This window comes from Neobacillus sp. YX16, from assembly GCF_030123505.1.
In the GTDB taxonomy this organism is placed as follows: Bacteria; Bacillota; Bacilli; order Bacillales; family Cytobacillaceae; genus Neobacillus.
In genome coordinates, this window is record NZ_CP126115.1 from 5,834,809 (window position 1) to 5,853,948 (window position 19,140).

A 19,140-nucleotide genomic window follows, 5' to 3' on the forward strand; every position below is an offset into this window, starting at 1 on the left:
TTAAATAAGGCTTAACTCCTTTAAAGACAAGCTCCGTGACCAGTTTTATTGAAAAAATTGCCGAAATCTGTTTTCACTCTTTATAAACATCTCAAAGTAAATAGGCAAAACCTAAAGAAATCCCATACGGGATTTCCAACTCTTATTTCTATCTATAGATAAAACTGAAGTGAAGCATCGAAAGATGCTGTAATAAATCAAGACTGCCAAAGGAGGGTTCAATGATCACATTCCGCAAAAAAACCATTAGAACCGTCCCCATGGAACACCCTAATGTTCAAGAATGTACCTAAAATCCTCTATCGTATAAAATGGATAGATTCCAAATCGAGGGATTTCCAGGATGTGCTGAGATGGATCTGCGTAACCAGGCTGGACGGTAAAGGCTATTTTAATTTCCAACTCTTTTAATATATCTAACGTGATGGTATCGTACTCTCCATATGGTGCTGCAAAGGCTTCTGAATGACCTAACCATTCATTTGCTTTGGTAAGATTCTCTTTTACGTCCACCCAATCATAGGCTTCTACGTAGGACACTCCCTCATCATTCCTATGGTGGAAGGAGTGTGTATGGTTTCCATAATCAAAGACATCACTTGCTTCTTTCAATTCAGCAATACTGGCATATTGGAGAAAGGCAGAGTCATAATCAACGGTTCTATCTGTAATGAGTCCCGTAATGATGAAATGAACAGCATAAAAATCATGCTTTTTTAAAACAGGATAAGCAAATTCAAACACATTTTTAAATCCGTCATCAAATGTAATCAGGACACTTTTGGCTGGAACCTTTTTCTGGTTGGTCATAAACCCTTCAAATTCTTTTAACGATAAAACCGTATAATCTTGTTCCTTCAAATAGTTCATTTGCCCGGTAAACTCTTCGAGTGTCACGACCATTTCATTAATTTCGCCATCTTCTGTAAAATGCTGTTTCTTTAACTGGTCCTTCGGAATAATTTGGTGATACATGAGGACTGGTACTTTGTCAGCATATTTCTCAGAAGATGAGAAATCACGGTTAATAGAAATCAAATCTGTGTTCATATCACTTAATGACTGTTTGGCTGCGGCAGGCGGCAGAGCGAAGTTAAGAACATAATCGTAAAGTAAATAACAAAGAGGGCCGAAAATAACTATGAAAAGCATGGTAAATAAGAAATTGGAGATGGCGTATTTTTTCATTTCCTTACCCCCCGAGTGTATCTTTAACGCCTGCTTTCACCCCCATATCAAGCATAATTGGCTGTCCAATTCTCTCTGAACGGCTCCATCCATCTTTATCAAAGAAATAGAGAATGGTCCCAACCGTTACAAAAAACAAGCCTGTCACTCGATAGAGGATGACTTCAATTGGAAGAAACAAAAGCACCGAAATATAATCCCTAAAACAATAAAGATGACCAAATCTTCTGGAAACTAATAACGTGGCGATATCTTGCATAATGGCTAATACGATCGACATGAGTAGTAGAATGAGGGATAGTTTCAAATGGTTCATTGTGGCAATAACGATGACGGGAACCATTAGGGTTGGATAGGCGGACACAGTTCCAAGTAAAAATGAATCTACTAATAAGTAGGTTGATACTTTGAAATTCATTTTCCGAAAAAATGACTTGCGGTAGGTAATGACGCAGTCTACAAACGCTTTTTGCCAACGTATTCGCTGCCTGTATAAATTCTTAAAGCTTGCAGGACATTCTGTATAACAAACGGCTTCAGGTACAAAAACAATCCTTTTCCCTTTCAAAACGGTCCCTATTAATTCTTGTATCCTTAGTGTAATGTCCATATCTTCACCGACCGTTTTTCTGTAGCCTTTTGCTTGAATTAGTATACTTCTTTGAAAAGCACCGAAAGCCCCAGCTATGACCGTAATCGATCCAATCCTTGATTGGGTGGTTTTATGTAAATAAAACGCGCTCAAATATTGAACGACCTGATAGCGAATAAGGCCAGGCAGTTTAAAACTAGGGGCAAATTTCTGTTCATTACGTTTAAATCCTTGCACTATATTCACCAATCCACCTGCAGCTACAACAGAGTCATCTGTAAACGTTAGGTTCATTTCATTTAATGAGTTGGGCTCGAGAATACTGTCGGCATCTAAGGTAATCACGATTTCATTCTTGGCAAAGTCTATTCCGGCATTAAGTGCATCGGCCTTTCCACCGTTTTCTTTATCAATCACCCAAATATAAGGATAGATTTGCGATTGGTAAATTTCCCTTACTTCTTCATATTTCAGCACCCCCTCCTTAAGCCTTGATGTTTTCGCAAGCTTAAGGTGTTTGTGAAAAGTTTCAAGGGTGTCATCGGTAGAGCCGTCATTGATAAACAGAATCTCTAAATTAGTGTAATTGACATTGAGAATACCCATCAGACAGTTTTCAATGACAATTGTCTCGTTATAGGCAGGAATCAAAATGCTAATTCCCTTTTCTATTGTTGGATAATCTCTCATTTTCTCTCTGCTTGTATAAAGGGGAATAAAAATATAGAGGGTATGGAATAAAATAAATAGGCAGAAAAGAGTCATTGTGATTGTTAACATCATAAAACCTTCCTCCAACTTTAATGAAAGGATTTTGTGAAGGATGATAAAAAATTTGGGTATTTTTTGTACTTTAATTCACATTCAATTGTAAGAAACAACGAACCAACTGTTCAAAAAATATTACCCTCACTCTCCATTTCCCTTATAAACCCTTACATAGTCTATTTCAAAACTGACTGGAAATACGGTCGCTTGGTCTGGAGATCCTGGCCAGTTCCCTCCAACCGCTGTATTTAGGTATAAATACATACTTTCACTTGGAATATTCTTACTTATTGTGAATCTCTCCAGATCGTCGATGAACCACGTAATGGAATCTGGGGTCCATACGATACCAAAAGTATGAAAATCTTTGGTGAAATCTGGACCTTTAAAGGTGTCAGAAACACTTTTTAACTTTCCGTCCTCCCCTAGCCAATGCGAAACCATCCAAACTTGATCAGGCAGGTGACCAAGCATTTCCATAATGTCGATTTCTGGAAGCCACGTGTTTTCCTTATCTGTCATCATCCAAAATGCTGGAAACATCCCTTGACCAGCAGGAAGCTTAGCCCTCATTTCTGCTTTTCCATATAAAAAGTCAAATTTCCCTTGTGTATAGACAGCCCCAGATGTGTAATCCTTACCTTTAAATTGTTCCTTTTTGCTGATTAACTTTAACACTCCATCTTCGACTTTTACATTTTTGGGCGAGTAGTATTGGAGTTCATTATTTTTCTCAGCAGCCCAATCTTCTACATTCCACTTGCTGGAATCTAGGCAGTTGTTTTCGAATTCATCTTGCCAAATTAAAACCCACCCGTTTTGATTAGCGTTCGTTTCCTTGTTAATAGCCTCCTCCACACAATCACCTTCATCAATCCTTGGCAGATTTGTTTCGATAATATCTTTAGTAATCGGAGCTTCTTTTCGTTGTATGGTGATATCGTCTTTTGTAGTAGAAGGATAGTGGATATAGACTAGGGATAAAATCAGAAGTGATAAAAGGATAAAAAGAAATTTATAAAATATTTTCATAAATCGGCTTCTTTCTCCAAGGATATTTGTTTTAACGCATATATCATTCTACATAAAGAACAACCTATTTATTATATAATACAAAAAATAACAAAAATCCAATATTTTAGATAATAGATTAATAAGTCAACCTTTTTTATAGCTTTTATAGAAGTCGGTAATATATATGATGTTCGTAAGGAGAATATTCATGTGTCATAGGGATGGTTCTTACGAGATCTTCCCCAGCTGAACAGTCCAATGATTAATTCTTCCTACATTTTTCGTCATCGCTACCATAATTGATAATTCTTATTTACTAAGAAACAGGAAGAAAAAAAGCCAGCAAAACCGTCCCTAATGTGTGCAATTAAAAAAGATTAGTAGAAAAGGAAATCTACCTCATTTAATTGAATATTTACCTATACCAATTTAAAAGGAGTGGGAAAATGCCTAAGTTACCAACTATAGAAAAAAGCTTTCTTATTTATACCCGGAGATGGCAAATCAATGGCATGAAGATTTAAATGGACAGATCACACCAGACAAAGTATTTCCAAAATCAAATAAGGAATTTTGGTGGAGATGCCCATCAAACTCTAATCATATTTGGAATGCCTCCCCAAATACTAGAACTAGATCCGGCTTTCCCATTTGTGCGGGAAAAATAACCGAAACATTAGCCATTCTTTATCCTGTACTTAGTGAAGAGTGGCATACATACCTTAATAAACCACTTACTCCAAATGACATCACTCCAGGGTCAACAAAAAAAGGATGGTGGTGCTGTATAGTTTGTTCCTACGAATGGGAATCAACTATTAGCAATCGAAAAATGGTAATGGTTGTCCAAAGTGTGCTGGAAAGGTCGTAACTAAGGAAAATTGTCTCATGACTATTGCTCGAGAGATTTCAAAAGAATGGCACCCTAAAAAAAATGGTAATTTATCTCCATTTGAAATACATGCTTATTCAAATAAAAAATATTGGTGGATTTGTGATAGAGGACATGAGTGGGAAACAACACCAAACCATAGGGTTACTGGTACGGGATGTCCAAAATGTAAAAAAGGATTTAAAATATCATTTCCAGAACTTTGTTTATATTATTATCTAAGCCGCATATTCCCTGATACAAAGTTAGATCACAATTTTAGCTTCTTTAAAAATAGTGCGGTGGATATTTATATATTCCATCAATTAATCTATCAATCTTGTCAGAATTCGTGAAAATGGGTTACCACCCCTACAGGTAAGTCCTATAGTAAAAGTAATTGAATACCAACATAAAGATGACACTTCATTAAAAAGTTGTGTATTAAATTTAAAAAACTATATTGGGACAAACTTTGAGCTCTCACAAGAACATTTAATGAAACTTGAAACACTCAAAAACATTGATATAAAAAAGGATAAGCTCAACATTCTAAACCTGTTACCACCTGTAAATCGTAAAAATAGTCTATTAGAAAATAATCCGGAGTTAGCAGTGGAATGGGATCTAACCAAGAATGGCGCATTACTCCCTGAGCACGTACCTTCATCTTCTCACTTATACATATGGTGGAGATGTAAATACGACCAATCTTGGCAAGCCCCAGTTTATACAAGAATTAAATGTCATGGGAGTCCCGTTTGTGCTGGTCAAAAAGCTACACTGGTAACTTCCATAGCTACAATCAATCCAGCCTTAGCCGGAGAGTGGCATCCAACTAAAAACAAATCTTTAATATTAGATCTAGTAACACCAGGAGCAGATAAGAAAGTCTGGTAGATTTGCAAAAAAGGACACGAATGGGAAGCGCATATCTACAGTCGAAACAGTGGGCGAGGTTATAGGGAGTGTTATAAAAATAGCAGATGATAACTTTTTTTATCATAAGTTAATTACAATGAATTACAATTGGGACGGCTCTCCTGGCTTTTATATTTTTATGATGACCACCAGAACCGTCCCCATGGAAACCCTGGAAAATATCTTAATCAATCATTTCAAACAGAAGCCTAGCGATATCACTATTTTCCATTCTTCCACTAAACATATGTCTATTCAAGCCATATGCGTAGATGGGGACATCCTCACCGGTATGACCTTTTGTCGTCCAGCCTGTACTGGAATAGTCATTGATAATGTCAATGAGGGCCTGTCTGGTATCTTCTACTTCCATTTCTAATGTAGATTGGATGGTTTTCAAGTCTTCTAGATGAAGAGATAGGTGCATGTGACGTGTGATTTTTGATAATTCTTTTGTTTCATGCAAGTCTGCTGCAATCACAGAAGGGGTTGATTTGACGGATCTGATTATCGATGGATTCCATTTATAATTAACATTTCGATCGATACTCATTCCGCCAGTGGAGTGATCTGCTGTTGCAATCACGATGGTATCCTCCCGTTTTCTTGCAAATTGTATGGCCACATGAAACGCTGCTTCAAAGTCTTTAAGCTCGCTCATGGCTCCAACGATATCATTGTCATGCCCCGCCCAATCAATTTGGCTTCCCTCTACCAAAAGAAAAAAACCATTTTGGTTTTGCTGCAAGCGGGTAAGTGCAGCATTGGTCATTTGCGAAAGAGAAGGTACCGTTGTTGCATAGCGATCGAGGTGTTTTGGAAGTTCCATTGGTGCAAATAATCCTAACAATTTCTCGTTCCGATCTGCTAAAAGTTCGATTGAATTCGTAGCAAAACCAAAACCATTTTTTATAAACTCTTCAACTAAATTACGGTCATTTCTAGAGAAGTAGGAGGTCCCTCCCCCTAACATGACATCTATTTTGTGCTTTCCATCAATTCGTTCATCCAGATAATCATCAGCAATTTCATTATATTTCTCCCGTGATTCATGGTGTGTGGCAAACGCTGCAAGTGTAGCATGATTGATCTGACTTGTTCCCACTAGCCCAGTAGATTTGCCACGAAATTTGGCATATTCTAAAATACTCGGAACCGCCTGTTTTTCACTATTCAATCCAAGGGCACCATTATAGGTTTTATAGCCTGTTGCTAAAGCAGTACCTGCTGCAGCCGAGTCTGTAATGTTACTTTCTGCGTCCAATGAGTAGGTGGATTGTGTGCCGACAAAGTATTGATCAAATAAAGTAGGATTCATCAGCCCCAGTCGGGAGTCATGATTAAAATAACGAAGACCTGTCGTGTACGAAAAACCCATCCCATCCCCTATTAATAAGATAATATTTTTTACTTTCTTCATTCTATTGAACGGATGGTTTAACATGGAAGGCAATGTATTTAGACTTAAATCACTTAACTGAACGGTGGAATGTAACAAATAAAACAGCACCTTTCACATTTTGTTTGGTATTTCAGTTTCATCACGTGTACATGGGGACGGTTCTGACGGACTTTTCTCAGTTATAACACAGAAAAAGAGTACTTTTTCATGAAAGACAATTACTTTACAAAAACTCAAAAAATTCTCAATAATCTCAGTGAATTCCACACCCAGACGAGAAAAAAACAACCTGTCTCCTCAGCAAATCTTTCTAACTCCGCATTCACAACATCCATGATTTCCCGCCCTTTTGTATCTAGGCCAGCCTTAGTAAAAACACTTCTTATAATTAATAAAATTTTCTAAAAAATAAACATTTACAAATTTTCCAACATAACATATAATCCACATAAGATTACTTGGTTTTGAGGAGTGATGAATTTGAATAAATTAATTATTTTTTCATTAATTGGTTTTATCGCACAGTTAATCGATGGTTCTTTGGGAATGGGATTTGGAGCAACATCCTCCTCATTACTGTTAATGTTCGGAATCGCACCTGCTGCTGCCTCAGCTTCCATTCATATGGCTGAAATCGCCACAACTGCAGCATCTGGTGCTTCACATCTTTGGTTTAAAAATGTAGATAAAAGGATTTTATGGAAACTAACCATCCCTGGTGCGATTAGTGCTTTTATAGGGGCGGCTTTTCTTAGCAGTTTGCCAGGGGATAAGATCAAACCGTTTATCTCTGTTTTTTTAATACTTTTAGGGTTTTACATTCTAATCCGATTTCTATTTTTCAACCATTTACCATCTAAGAATCAGGGGTCAACCTTTTCAAGTAAATTCTTAACTCCACTAGGTATTGTTGGCGGCTTCTTTGATGCGGTTGGAGGCGGAGGATGGGGGCCAATCACCGCTCCTGTTTTAATTGCCAAAAATGGAATTTCTCCTAAAAAAGTGATTGGAACGGTAGATACCAGTGAATTTGCCATTGCTGTATCAGCGACATTAGGATTCATCCTGTTTCTAGGAGTGGAACAGTACCAATGGCAATGGGTCATAGCGTTTATGATTGGCGGAGTGATTGCAGCACCTATAGCGGCTTGGCTTGTAAGAATCGTTCCTTCCTATATGCTAGGGGTACTTGTAGGAGGATTTATTATCCTTACCAATTCAATGACAATTATTAAATCAGTCTCATTACCAGTTTCTTTGGCTGCTTTAACGTACGTTTTCATTATTGTAATATGGATGGTTGCTATCATCTATCAAGTGAAGAATCGGAAACGGTCTATAGCTGTTAATCAGCGAGTATCCCCCTAGCGATAGCTAGGGGTTTTATTTTTTTAGTACATGGGGACGGTTCTCCTGGTCTTTTTATTTTAGCGATGACCACGAGAACCGTCCCCCAGGCTCCCTTTAATGAAACTTCATTATATATTCAGCTTGGAAGGTTTCTCCTACTCCAAGCTTATTCACACCAAACTTCTCCTTTAAGTTTCCTGTTGTATCATATGTATCAGCTATGCCATACCAAGGCTCGATGCAAACAAACGGAGCTATCGTCCCATCTGTTTCCATGTATTTTGACCAAATCCCAACAAACGGAAAACCTTGAAACATTACTTCTACACCATGACGCGACTGATTAGATACCAATGTGACTTTATCGATATTGCTGTAAATAAGAGCATCACGAGCAAATAGAGAGTTTGTGAGTGGAATCGTTGAAAGTTCATTAGCTGTCCCTTTCTCATGAATGAAGGAATTCTTTAACTCATATTCCATCACATTCTTATTTACCGCAGGTGTAAAGTGCAAATGGTAATCTTCAATGGGTTCATTTTCTACTAGTGGAACCTTAAATGCAGGATGTGCACCAATGGAAAAATACATCTCTTCCTTGTTTTCATTCAGGATTTGCCATTGAACAATCAGCGAGTCCTCATTGAGACTATATCGAATCATCGCTTTAAATTCGTAACGATAAACATGAACGAAGGAGCCAAGAGACTCAAACACAAAAGAAACCGTTGTTGATGTCTGCTCTGCCACATCGAATTTAACGTCACGCAGAAAGCCATGCTGCGACATCTTGTAGGTCTGACCATCCAGTTGATATTGGTCTTCCTTTAACCTTCCCACAATCGGAAATAAGACAGGTGAGACTCGTCCCCAATATGCCTCATCCCCTGTCCACATATAATCCAGCGCATTTTTCTTATTCGTCACTTTACGTACTTCTGCTCCGTGTCTGACAATATGAACCTTCAACCAATCATTTTCAATAACAATCATCATTTTTCCCTCATCTCTTTGTTCTGGCATTTCATATTCATCTTATCCTCATGAGACCGGCATAAATCCTTTTAACAAAATCTTTTATTAAAGCATGAAACATATGCTATCTAACCATGTTACACAATAAATTCTGCATGTCCAGCTAAGCTATATTCCTGATTCGTTTGGCAGGATGAAATGCTCCTATACTATTATCACTGAATTAGTTATCACAAAAGCTATCAATCCTAAATAATAATCTGAGGAGTGACAGTGCACAGGAATTCAAGAGGAGGAGCAGAAAAGTAAACTGAAGTACACAATTTTGTAACAACTTTCCACAAATCACCCTGTCCTTTTACCCCCTAATTCCATATATAGAGGGTAGAAAAGGGTGGTGCATTTATATGAATTTAAAATCAGGCAGAATTGAAGAGTTTGAAGGGTATTCTCAGTTTAAAAGTGTAAAAGAGTTCAATACACATGTGGAGATGTGGCTGGCGGTGAAGAAGCAGGAGTTTTCCAAGGGGGAATTGGTCGGGTTGAAACGGCTGGTTCGTTTTTCTGTAAAAGTTCCCGGAGTTTCGAATGCTAAGATTGGGACTTTGTTAAAAGCGATTAATGAAGAGTATCAGGGGAATGGAATCTCCCGCTCAACGTTTAAACGGATGATCCTCAAAGCCAAAGAAATGGGTATCCTTACCATCCATGAAACAGAACGAAAAAATGGGTCACAGTCTAGCAATTTATACAGCTTTAATCGTTTCCCGCAAAGTGAACCACCCAAAGCGAAAAAATTGAACCAGCCTAAAGAAACTATTAATCTTTTAAAAACTAATATTCAAGAGAATACTAAACGTAACGAAGCGCCGATTGAGATCGATTACACTTTTGTCAGCGATAAAGTTCCACAAACCTTTGTCCAACTCGTAAAATACTTCTTCAAGGATGCGAAGACGATTGAAGAATATTGGCATATGGTACAAATCGCTGCTTTTCGCTTTGAATATGATCAAAACACAGAGGATTTTCTCAGCATAGCCATCAACTCCTTTAAGCAGCTGATTCGCAAACTAAAATCTACCAAAACAGTGGGTAAACCGATTGCCTTCTTTTATGGCATTTTAACCAATAAATTAAAAGAGCTCTATCTTGATCAATTACCTGAAATCGAGAGTAAGCCGTTTCGTTATGTGCTCGAAACAGGCGAAGTGATGTACTATGATTGGCTAAACAGGGAGGAGTAAACCTACATACCTCCGACAAGGTCCACCAAGGATATTACCAATCAATCGTTTGATTAAAACTGCCTTAAACCCTTTAAATAAACGAACTCTTGGTAGTTTTCTAGAAATTTTCTTGTCGAGGATTAGGGTGGTTTTCATAGACTAGGTTCCATAGACTCTTACCAAAGGTTAGATGATTACAATTGTTGACTGGATATGACAAAAATGGATTCAATCAAACGTTTGATTAATTTTGGGATGAATCTAGCAGCGACATGGGTTTTCTTTAATAGTTATTTGAGAAGATTGTCGACAATTACTACTAATTGTTCTTATCAGGCGAAAGATCAAAAATAAATAAACTTATGAGTGAAAATGGATTGGTTACCAACTGGATAGTGGCACCAGGTTCTCTTAGTTATGGTGACTGCTACCGTAACTAAGAAGCTAATGAAAGCATAACTCGAAGAGGTAGAAGAAAGATGCCTTCCTACTTTTATGTAACCGTAACTTATCTGTATTTCCAGTTCGAATTCTTCTACATTAGTATTACCTACCTTATAGGTCTGTCGACAAATAACGATTGAATTCTCCTCAACTAAACGTTTAATTAGAAGCGTCACAAACCCTTTTGAATAAGGAATTTCAGCCTCATTTCAAGAGAATTTCTTGTCGAGGAAAAGTTTTGCTTTCTTCTAGAATATCCCCATAAAACACAATAAAAATGGCTTTCTACAAATAACTACGGGTTCTTCCAAGATGGTATGGTAATCAACCGTTTGTGTAAAAGTGGTATAAACTCCGTTATGAGGAGCTTTCTCTCTTGATTTTGGCATAATATCTGTCGGTAAATAGCGGAGAATCTAAGGATTTTCTTAAAGAATCCTCTAATATGAGGCGATTCTCCTTAAAACGGCATTCTTTGGCAAATACCTTGTTTTTCCCTATTACACAATCGATTGATTAAATGGGGCGTAAATCCTCTAAAGACAAGCTTTTTGATCAAGATTACAAGAAAAAGAAGTCGAAATTTATTTTCATTCTTAACTAGATAACTCCATCTCTTTCGGGATTATAACGAACTTTTGAATTGTATTAATTACAGAGGAAATGGAGAAAAGACCATCAGAACCGTCCCCATGTACACATGTACAAAAGAAATTATCTCTAATACTTTTTAACAAACAAATCATATTTGAGACTTGTGGTTCCAATTTGAATCGAATTTCACCCTTTAAATCTCTTTTTCTATGCTAAATTCAATTTTCCTAGATTCGAAGTTTCTCATTGGATGGATTATGGTAAAGCTACCTAGGAATATATCGGAAGCGCGCTGCCTGAAGGACTTTACCAGTGGAGAGCTTTGACGATTTAGTTATACAGTATAAACCGATGATTCAAAAGATTATGCATTCCTTGCACATTTATAAAAATCAACAGGAATTCTATCAGACGGGGTTAATAGCACTTTGGGAAGCATCACAAACCTTCGAAGAACGAAAAGGCACCTTTTCGAATTACGCCTACACCTCGATTAAGGGGAAAATGTTAACTGAAATGACACAGAACAACCACTACAAGGAAAAAAACATCCTTCCACCGAAGGAGGAATTTTGGGAAAGGATTGAAGGTCAGGATTCATCTCTTTTTCTTGAGAGGGAAACCATTCAAACCTATTGTGAAGGTCTAACGGAAAAGGAAGCAACATGGGTAATGGAATCGTATATAAATCAACTATCCATTAAAGAAATAGCAGAAAGCGAAAATGTAACCGTATCTGCCGTTAAGCAATGGAAATTAGGAGCACTAAGAAAACTGAAGGTAAAAGTTTTAATTTAAACATTCTTTTCAACCTGGGCAGTGCGTTTATCAACTAAACTGCCCGGGACTACTACCTTACAATATTCGACAAAATCGGATAATATTCACAAAGTATCCACCAATGGTACGCGTAGACGGTACAACTATTAAAGTAAGATATGGTATTTTTTCTTTAACGGTATAAAAGAAAAAACACTTATACCTATCCCTTTCATCAAATGAAACTACTACTCTAGCCTCATTGTTATGCAACTAGACCTATCCCAAGATAGAGATTTTCATAACCACCTCAACATGTATTCACAAACAATACAGTATTTATTTCAACCATTGACTCCCAGTTTCATCATTTACTCTCTAACTACTATCAGCAACAAAAAATTCAATTTGTAAATTCAGGAGTGATGTATTGACTATTGAAAAGTACTACTTAATTAATCAGCATATGATGTACATGTTTGGGTTCTATGATCGAAATGGAAAAGTATGTACCCTTGTAAGACAGTTCGACCGTGTTTTCATCGTGGATCGATCACCTATGGAAATACTGGACGATAGTTTAAGATGTATTGGATTTAACTTAAAAGGTGCCATGGATACTTCCAAGATCATCATGGGGAATAACATGATGTGCCCTGTCATGATCAACCATATACATAATATTTGTGTCTTTCCCGATAAATCACATAAACACGAAGATACAATTTGGTTTAATCCCAACCAAATCCTAAGAACACAAAGCCTTAAGCGAAAAACACATATAGAGTTTCGAAACGGACTCATACTCATGAGCGATTCCAAGCTATTTTCTTTTAATCACAAATGGAAATCAGCTGAGCAGTTAAGCAAAATTACCATTGAAAATGCAAATAACCCGATATCTTTTATTATAGAACCACCAAGAAAGGTAAGGAAAAGAAGATCCAAAATTAAAAAGTAGAATTCTCAAAAGGAGTTTGTACTTCTTTTCGAAAAATCCACTAACGGTACGCTTATGCGTACCACATGAGAAAAATACCTATGTTAATTTCTCCTTATACCAATGGATGGATGGGGTGTAAGGAGCACTATGAGTAGAATCGTTGTCGTAAAATTAAAAGAACTACTTATAGAAAAAGGAATGTCGCTAAGAGAATTATCCCGTGAAAGTGATGTCCGACATGCGGCTTTAAGTGAATTAGCTAACCAAAAGAGGCTCAACGCACATTTTCAGCATCTGGCCCGTATAGCAGATGCACTAGATATAGACGATATGAATCAAATCATTACTTTCAAAAAAGTCGACGACTAATCTATTATCCTAGGTATTTATTTAACGAGATTCATATAAGATAACGAACACGGATAACAAAACCAAGTTCGTTATCTTTTTATTTTTTTATAGGTTCAACAAATTACCAAAATGATTAAAAAAACATTTACATCTTGTAATAGCTAATAAATTATTTGCAGAGATTATTCCTAAGTAAATGAGGGTTTGCAGATGAACAAAAAGAATAGTGAAATTGTCAAAATGGATATATGGAGAAAATTCGAGTTCAAAGGTCAATTGTACTACATAGAGGTTTTCCATTATATAGATGGTACCATCCAAGCGTTTGCATATAAAAGACCAGGTAAAGTCCAACATATATCAGAAGAGTTTCCAATAGGCATCGGTCGAGATGACCATGAACCAACAAAGGCTGCTATTCTAGCCATTAACCACATTCAATTTCAATAATTCAAGCGATAAAACAGCTGGTCCCTGTTCTCTTATTAACGAGATTGCTATGAAACTTTTAAATCACTAGTTATGCTTATAAAGATTGGCAGTACTTTCCTTCCCTTTCTTCTATTATCCCAAGGTAATAATTCAATATACTATCAATATACATATAGGAAGGTACCACTGCTTGCTGCTAAAAAAAATGATAGCTGCTCCAAGGGGAGTATTCTGGCTTCCTAACCATTTTTGCTTCAACCGGATTTAAATGAATATAGCGGCTGACCTCAAGCATTCCTTCTTTATCGGCAATCATCTTGTCATAAAAGCGTTTTTCATACACATGAACTGTTAAGCGATACTTGGTATTATAATAGTTTGCATACCTTTTGTTGAACAATGCCATGAGCTTTGAAAAGGAAGTATCTTCTGAACGAATAAGAAGGTGATAGTGGTTAGTCAAGTCTGTTAATCCGAGGAATTACAGTGCATGGAGACAAGATTGAATCCCTTCTCTATTGGAATAATTTTGTGTATAATGGACATATAATAAAAAAGAGAAGTGCTGGTAACACTTCTCGATGCAGCCCCTACCGTCAGGGTGGTAGTTGTCAATGTGGATTATTTGTGAGAACCACCCTTTTGCTTGCTACGGCGCGGGGTGGTTTTCCTGTTTTCTAGTACGTTTTTCCGAAAGAAATATGCACTAACTTCACGCACAATCCCCTTCAGAACTTCTCGTAAAATTTCAAGGAAAGTTTCCGGTATTATCACCCCCTTCCCCTGAATGAAGGAAAAGAAGATTGACAACCCGGCCACCCAACAATATTCAGCTGCAACTCCATTCTATTACTGATTAGCTATCTAACAACCTATCAATCTTCGACAAAAACCGAGGAGTGACAGGCACCGATATTCAAATAGGCCTTTTTCCTCTTTAAAAGGCTTTTATTAATAGTTATAATTTTCTGTGAATGTTATTATACGCATGTTACTGATTCGATCAGGCAGGGCGGCACGTATGAAAAGGATTGGCCTTTTCATCGTGTTCCCCTGCCTTTTTGTTGTTCCTTCTTTTCCTACACTACGCTTGGACAAGCTTTATGCTTTTTCAATATACTCCACCGAGATATCCACCTAGAGAATTTAACCAGAAAGGAGGCATCGCAGAGCAGGTTCCAATTAACAGTGACAGTGGTTCAAAATACTTAGTAAAGGTGATTACAAAAGTGAGGAAAATAATCACAAGTTTTATTGCCGCCATCGTGCTAGCGTTCCTAACCGTTAGCACCATTCCGGCACAAGCATCTGTATCTGAGTTTCCAAGGGGCAACGAGGTTAACTTGAAGGTAATGTCGTACAATATCCATCATGGAGTAGGAGTCGATAATGTCCTTAATCTTCAAAGAATTGCTGACTTGATTACCGAGAAACAGGTTTTAATATCGACCTATTCCGATCACCTGCCAATCATTGTGGACCTTGATTTAGAACGGTCCGCACCTTATCTTAACGGCAACTAAAAATATAGGAGTGATACTATGAATAAATGGAAAAGCAAATGGGGATTGGCCCTTACTTTAGCTGGGACCATCACACTAACATCCGCTTTTGCGGCACCTACTTTCAAAGAGGCGGAGGAAACCAACCCGAATCCGGTTATTACCCCCATTAAAACAGATGAACCTACCTCTTATCGAATAAATCAACTAGAAGATATCGCGATGTACTATTACTGGCATGGCGGTGACCTAAAGCAAGCGGAGGAAGAAATTTTTAAAGGCATTACCCTAAAAGGCAAATATGATGTAGTCGAAGCGGCGTATAATGAGGCCGTCAAACTGGACCCTCATGATGTGGATCTCAAAATCTCGCTGGCATCCACACAAATCATCCAGAAGAAACTCCCGGAAGCATTAGCGACCTACCAGCAAATTCTGAATTTGGATCCTGACAACTTTAATGCACATCTGCTATACGGGGTTTATTCCAAAGTAAATGGGGATGAGAAAGCGTATAAAACGGCCATTGCCAACTTAAAACGGCTCGACGCCCATAAAACCAATGAATACCTTGAAAAATTTGCCACTACAGAAACGATTATGAAGACCACCTTAAACACAGAGGTGCCGGATAATCTGCCGCAGAGCAAGCATGCCATAGTGATTCTGGGATATGCACTTGCGGATGATGGAACGATGAGAGAACCACTAATTGAACGGTTAAAGGTCGGCCTAGCCGCAGCCAACAAGAATCCAAATTCCAAAATCATTGTGACCGGCGGCGTGCCGAAGCAAGGCAATACGGAAGCAAAATTGATGAAGGAGTGGCTCATGTCTAACGGTATAGCGGAAGGAAGGATTTTGACAGAAGATAAATCAACAGACACCGTTGAAAATGCCCTATTCACTACAGCAATCCTTGAAAAAGAAAGTCTGAAGGATGTCACGCTCGTGACAAGCGCCAGCCATATGAGACGCGCACTCACCATCTTTACGGAAGCAAGCGATTTTTACGATAAAATGAAAGCAAAAAACAGCGACCGGGCATTCACGAATGTGGTTTACTTGGATTACCCATCGATTGAAGAAGCCCACAACGTAACCAAAGACGAAACAATGGTCATTTACCGCGACTTAATGAGAGCCACCGGCGTTTGGCAATATCCGGACAAGCAGCGCTAACCTCACAACAAAGGCTAAACCAATTTTTTGGTTTAGCCTTTTATCATGAAAATGTTATTTAAGTAGCTTGTCAACTATTTTAAAAAAATAGCCTTTTTCATTACTCCCATTATAACTTTGATGCATCAAGATTCGCTTTTCTTCTATAAATATAGAGCATTGCCCCAAGTGCAACCAATAATGAGCCAATTAACAGGTACGTATACATATTTACTGCTGTATTTGGTAGCTTATGCGTTCCCTGTGAGGCTTTGGAACCGTAGCGAATACTAACTTGGAACTTGCAAAATTTAAATCGTTAATAGCTGAATCTACTTCTGCTTGAGATGAAGTTGGATTTGCAAGTACCGCTTTCGCTGATGCTAATGCCTTTTTAAAGGCCGTCCAGCTGGCAGCAGTATATTTTGCTGCTTGTTTCTTATTAGCATCGGTCACTGCATTTTCCAGCGCGGATTTATCTACTTCTACTACTACTGGTTTTTTTACAAGGTTTTCCATCGCTTTCATTAAGGAATGGAGTGCTGCATCTACTTCTTCTTGCGTCGCTTCATTATTTCCTAATACTTGCTTAGCAAGACTTAGTGCAGTTGAGAAATCTTTCCAATTCTGTCCTGTGTAGTCAGACTTTACTTTTTTCTCGGCATCCGCAACTGCTTTTTCTAGTGCGGATTTGTTTACTTCAACACTAACCACGATGTTTTCCGTTAGTTTTATGCCCTTTTCTTCATAAGTGATTTCAAGTTCTTGGTCTCCGATTTTACTTGAATCGAATCCCGTAATATCCGCAAGTTCTGTAACGTCACGGACATACTGACTATCATATTGTGCATTAACCGTTAAATTTAATTCTTCACCTGCGTAGTATTCTAAGTCCCCTTCAATAGCCAAATCTTCCAGTTTTGAGATAGGGAGATTGCTAGCTCTTGGTACACCTGCAATGGAGGACATTCCACTTACTTTTAGGGTCATTGGTTCTTCTGTTTTATCCGCTCGATACCAGCCTGCATTACCTTGTCCTAAAAACTCAATCGGAGCTTTGCCAAGTTCTTTCGCTTTCAAAAGTGACATGGTGTAATAGAATATACTTGCCCTTTTTAAATGATATTGGCTGCTTATAATAGAAGCGGTTTTTATATTATAGTCGTTGTACAAAATATCATAGCTGAACGATGCATTTTGAACGGTATTTGCACTTTTGTTTTCTACAATGATTCTTTCTATCGGAAGTCCCTTAGCCAATAGCCAATCACGCATACGATCGCCTTCTGTCCAACCGTTTTTCATTACTCCGCCAGTTACTAAGACATAAGAGTTAGGGTATTTGTTTGCACTATCTAGGGCAACTTGTAATCTACCAACTAATTCATCTGTCATTGTACCGTCGTTATTTAAAGCAAACCCTAAAACAATAAAGGCATGCGTATTATCTTTTGGAAGACCGTCGGGAGCCACATCTATATTTTCTTCCATATCAATCTCGATCCAATCCCAATAATCAATGACCGAATTCCATAACTTATAATCTTCCAGAGATTGTTCTTCAATCAGTTCAAGAGTTCTTTGGACATCAGTACGTGCATCTTGTCCATAATAATAGATTAATTCACTTACTAGTGTTTTTAAGTCCTTTGAGGCATCAGGGGTTTCTGCCAAGGCAGTAGAGAAAGGAATCAAACTAAATATCAATAGCAAACTGAATAATAAATTATAAATTTTTTTCATTACTATAATTACTCCTCCATCGTTATGAACTATTTACTATTTATGTCATCCACTTCGTTGTTAATAATCTTACTTGAATCAATCCACCTCCTTTAAATATGAATGTTTTACAGGTGATCACATAAAAAAGGCATGGTGGAAATTGAGGAATGGATATATTCCCTCATTTACCACCATGCCTAATCGCATTAGTAACATGTGATTCACTATGTAATTTCTAAGTATATAGTAACCATTATTTTCCGTGAAGGCAACTCTTTTTAACTGATAATTTTTAATATTCAACAAATTAGTAAAAAATATTGTATGGGATGTCCGTCTGGTTTCTGGCCAAGGACATACAAGTTATAGACTTAAAAAGATTTACAGAGAAGATTCATAAAGATGAAGTTCGCTTTCTGTGCTGGGAAGAATTCCAATGATTTCATAGGCGTATTGCACAACTCTCACCGGAGGTTTTTTACCAACTAAGTGAAACTTTTGATATCAAAATTGAATTCATAATAACCCCTTTGAATGCTTTCCCTTAACCTGCTTACTATGGCTTTTTATTTGAAGAAATTACCTTTTTATTTACAAAGCCAGGGATTTCAAAAACCCCTACCCTAGCTTCCAGCCAAATCACCCAAAAGAGACGAATAGAAACACAAAAAGTCTTACCCGTTTGTAAAATGTACACTATAGAGTAGACATGATAAAAAAAGTCTACCTATAGGGTACTTTTTTGTATAATTAGTTGGAAGTCGATAATCAAAGTTAACATGCACAACTTGGCTTTGATTATTTTTTGGTGTCCATTCGAATCCATACCAGCCATTCCCATATGAATGTTTAGAGACAATCTGCATAAAGACCTAATAACTTTTATGGCTAAAGTGGCGAACATCTTCATAATACGGTA

The 19,140-nt window shown here is 37.5% G+C and carries 19 protein-coding genes; 11 read left to right on the forward strand and 8 right to left on the reverse strand.

Annotated features, from left to right (window positions below):
- Window positions 1–270: 270 nt before the first annotated feature.
- From QNH48_RS28465 to QNH48_RS28475, 3 genes are all read right to left on the reverse strand, one after another.
- Window positions 271–1,188: a polysaccharide deacetylase family protein gene (locus tag QNH48_RS28465; RefSeq protein WP_283952996.1), complete on the reverse strand. Its 918-nt coding sequence runs from the start codon at window positions 1,186–1,188 to the stop codon at window positions 271–273.
- Between the two features lie 4 nt (window positions 1,189–1,192).
- Window positions 1,193–2,563, reverse strand: a complete 1,371-nt coding sequence (locus tag QNH48_RS28470; RefSeq protein WP_283952997.1) for a glycosyltransferase family 2 protein — start codon at window positions 2,561–2,563, stop codon at window positions 1,193–1,195.
- Window positions 2,564–2,689: 126 nt separating this feature from the next.
- Window positions 2,690–3,580 carry a glycoside hydrolase family 16 protein gene (locus QNH48_RS28475; RefSeq protein WP_283952998.1) on the reverse strand — a complete coding sequence of 297 codons (891 nt, stop codon included), beginning with the start codon at window positions 3,578–3,580 and terminating at the stop codon, window positions 2,690–2,692.
- Window positions 3,581–4,058: 478 nt separating this feature from the next.
- On the opposite strand from QNH48_RS28475, the gene QNH48_RS28480 reads away from it, so the two are divergent.
- From QNH48_RS28480 to QNH48_RS28490, 3 genes are all read left to right on the forward strand, one after another.
- Complete coding sequence (locus QNH48_RS28480; RefSeq protein WP_283952999.1) at window positions 4,059–4,433, forward strand: zinc-ribbon domain-containing protein; 375 nt, start codon at window positions 4,059–4,061, stop codon at window positions 4,431–4,433.
- A gap of 17 nt (window positions 4,434–4,450) precedes the next feature.
- Window positions 4,451–4,789: a zinc-ribbon domain-containing protein gene (locus tag QNH48_RS28485; RefSeq protein WP_283953000.1), complete on the forward strand. Its 339-nt coding sequence runs from the start codon at window positions 4,451–4,453 to the stop codon at window positions 4,787–4,789.
- Between the two features lie 142 nt (window positions 4,790–4,931).
- Entirely contained in the window at window positions 4,932–5,333 is a 402-nt protein-coding gene (locus tag QNH48_RS28490; RefSeq protein WP_283953001.1) for a zinc-ribbon domain-containing protein, read from the forward strand.
- A gap of 205 nt (window positions 5,334–5,538) precedes the next feature.
- Here QNH48_RS28490 and QNH48_RS28495 read toward each other — a convergent pair whose 3' ends face one another.
- On the reverse strand, window positions 5,539–6,774 hold the full coding sequence (locus QNH48_RS28495; protein ID WP_283953002.1) for an alkaline phosphatase: 1,236 nt from the start codon (window positions 6,772–6,774) through the stop codon (window positions 5,539–5,541).
- 462 nt (window positions 6,775–7,236) lie between these two features.
- Here QNH48_RS28495 and QNH48_RS28500 point away from each other — a divergent pair, with 462 nt between their 5' ends.
- Entirely contained in the window at window positions 7,237–8,124 is an 888-nt protein-coding gene (locus QNH48_RS28500) for a sulfite exporter TauE/SafE family protein (RefSeq protein ID WP_283953003.1), read from the forward strand.
- 96 nt (window positions 8,125–8,220) lie between these two features.
- Here QNH48_RS28500 and QNH48_RS28505 read toward each other — a convergent pair whose 3' ends face one another.
- Window positions 8,221–9,129 carry an aldose 1-epimerase family protein gene (locus QNH48_RS28505; protein ID WP_283953004.1) on the reverse strand — a complete coding sequence of 303 codons (909 nt, stop codon included), beginning with the start codon at window positions 9,127–9,129 and terminating at the stop codon, window positions 8,221–8,223.
- Between the two features lie 359 nt (window positions 9,130–9,488).
- Between QNH48_RS28505 and QNH48_RS28510 the strand changes: the two genes are divergently transcribed.
- The 5 genes from QNH48_RS28510 (at window position 9,489) to QNH48_RS28530 (ending at window position 13,851) form a co-directional block, all read left to right on the forward strand.
- Window positions 9,489–10,328 (forward strand): hypothetical protein, encoded by an 840-nt coding sequence (locus tag QNH48_RS28510; RefSeq protein WP_283953005.1) that lies wholly within the window; start codon window positions 9,489–9,491, stop codon window positions 10,326–10,328.
- 1,332 nt (window positions 10,329–11,660) lie between these two features.
- Entirely contained in the window at window positions 11,661–12,146 is a 486-nt protein-coding gene (locus QNH48_RS28515) for a sigma-70 family RNA polymerase sigma factor (RefSeq protein WP_283953006.1), read from the forward strand.
- Window positions 12,147–12,537: 391 nt separating this feature from the next.
- A complete protein-coding gene (locus QNH48_RS28520) occupies window positions 12,538–13,068 on the forward strand; it encodes a competence protein ComK (RefSeq protein WP_283953007.1) in 531 nt (176 codons plus the stop codon).
- Between the two features lie 129 nt (window positions 13,069–13,197).
- Window positions 13,198–13,419, forward strand: a complete 222-nt coding sequence (locus QNH48_RS28525; RefSeq protein WP_095251763.1) for a helix-turn-helix domain-containing protein — start codon at window positions 13,198–13,200, stop codon at window positions 13,417–13,419.
- Between the two features lie 192 nt (window positions 13,420–13,611).
- A complete protein-coding gene (locus tag QNH48_RS28530) occupies window positions 13,612–13,851 on the forward strand; it encodes a hypothetical protein (protein ID WP_283953008.1) in 240 nt (79 codons plus the stop codon).
- A gap of 178 nt (window positions 13,852–14,029) precedes the next feature.
- Here the strand turns inward: QNH48_RS28530 and QNH48_RS28535 are convergent, their stop codons facing one another.
- Window positions 14,030–14,239: a hypothetical protein gene (locus QNH48_RS28535; RefSeq protein ID WP_283953009.1), complete on the reverse strand. Its 210-nt coding sequence runs from the start codon at window positions 14,237–14,239 to the stop codon at window positions 14,030–14,032.
- Window positions 14,240–15,062: 823 nt separating this feature from the next.
- Between QNH48_RS28535 and QNH48_RS28540 the strand changes: the two genes are divergently transcribed.
- Window positions 15,063–15,356, forward strand: a complete 294-nt coding sequence (locus QNH48_RS28540) for an endonuclease/exonuclease/phosphatase family protein (protein WP_283953010.1) — start codon at window positions 15,063–15,065, stop codon at window positions 15,354–15,356.
- Between the two features lie 18 nt (window positions 15,357–15,374).
- Window positions 15,375–16,517 (forward strand): ElyC/SanA/YdcF family protein, encoded by a 1,143-nt coding sequence (locus tag QNH48_RS28545; protein ID WP_283953011.1) that lies wholly within the window; start codon window positions 15,375–15,377, stop codon window positions 16,515–16,517.
- A 109-nt stretch (window positions 16,518–16,626) separates the two neighbouring features.
- Here the strand turns inward: QNH48_RS28545 and QNH48_RS30630 are convergent, their stop codons facing one another.
- Together QNH48_RS30630 and QNH48_RS28550 are read right to left on the reverse strand one after the other, a co-directional pair.
- Entirely contained in the window at window positions 16,627–16,725 is a 99-nt protein-coding gene (locus QNH48_RS30630) for an LPXTG cell wall anchor domain-containing protein (RefSeq protein ID WP_481858444.1), read from the reverse strand.
- Between the two features lie 2 nt (window positions 16,726–16,727).
- A complete protein-coding gene (locus tag QNH48_RS28550) occupies window positions 16,728–18,209 on the reverse strand; it encodes an ElyC/SanA/YdcF family protein (RefSeq protein WP_283953012.1) in 1,482 nt (493 codons plus the stop codon).
- Between the last annotated feature and the right edge of the window lie 931 nt (window positions 18,210–19,140).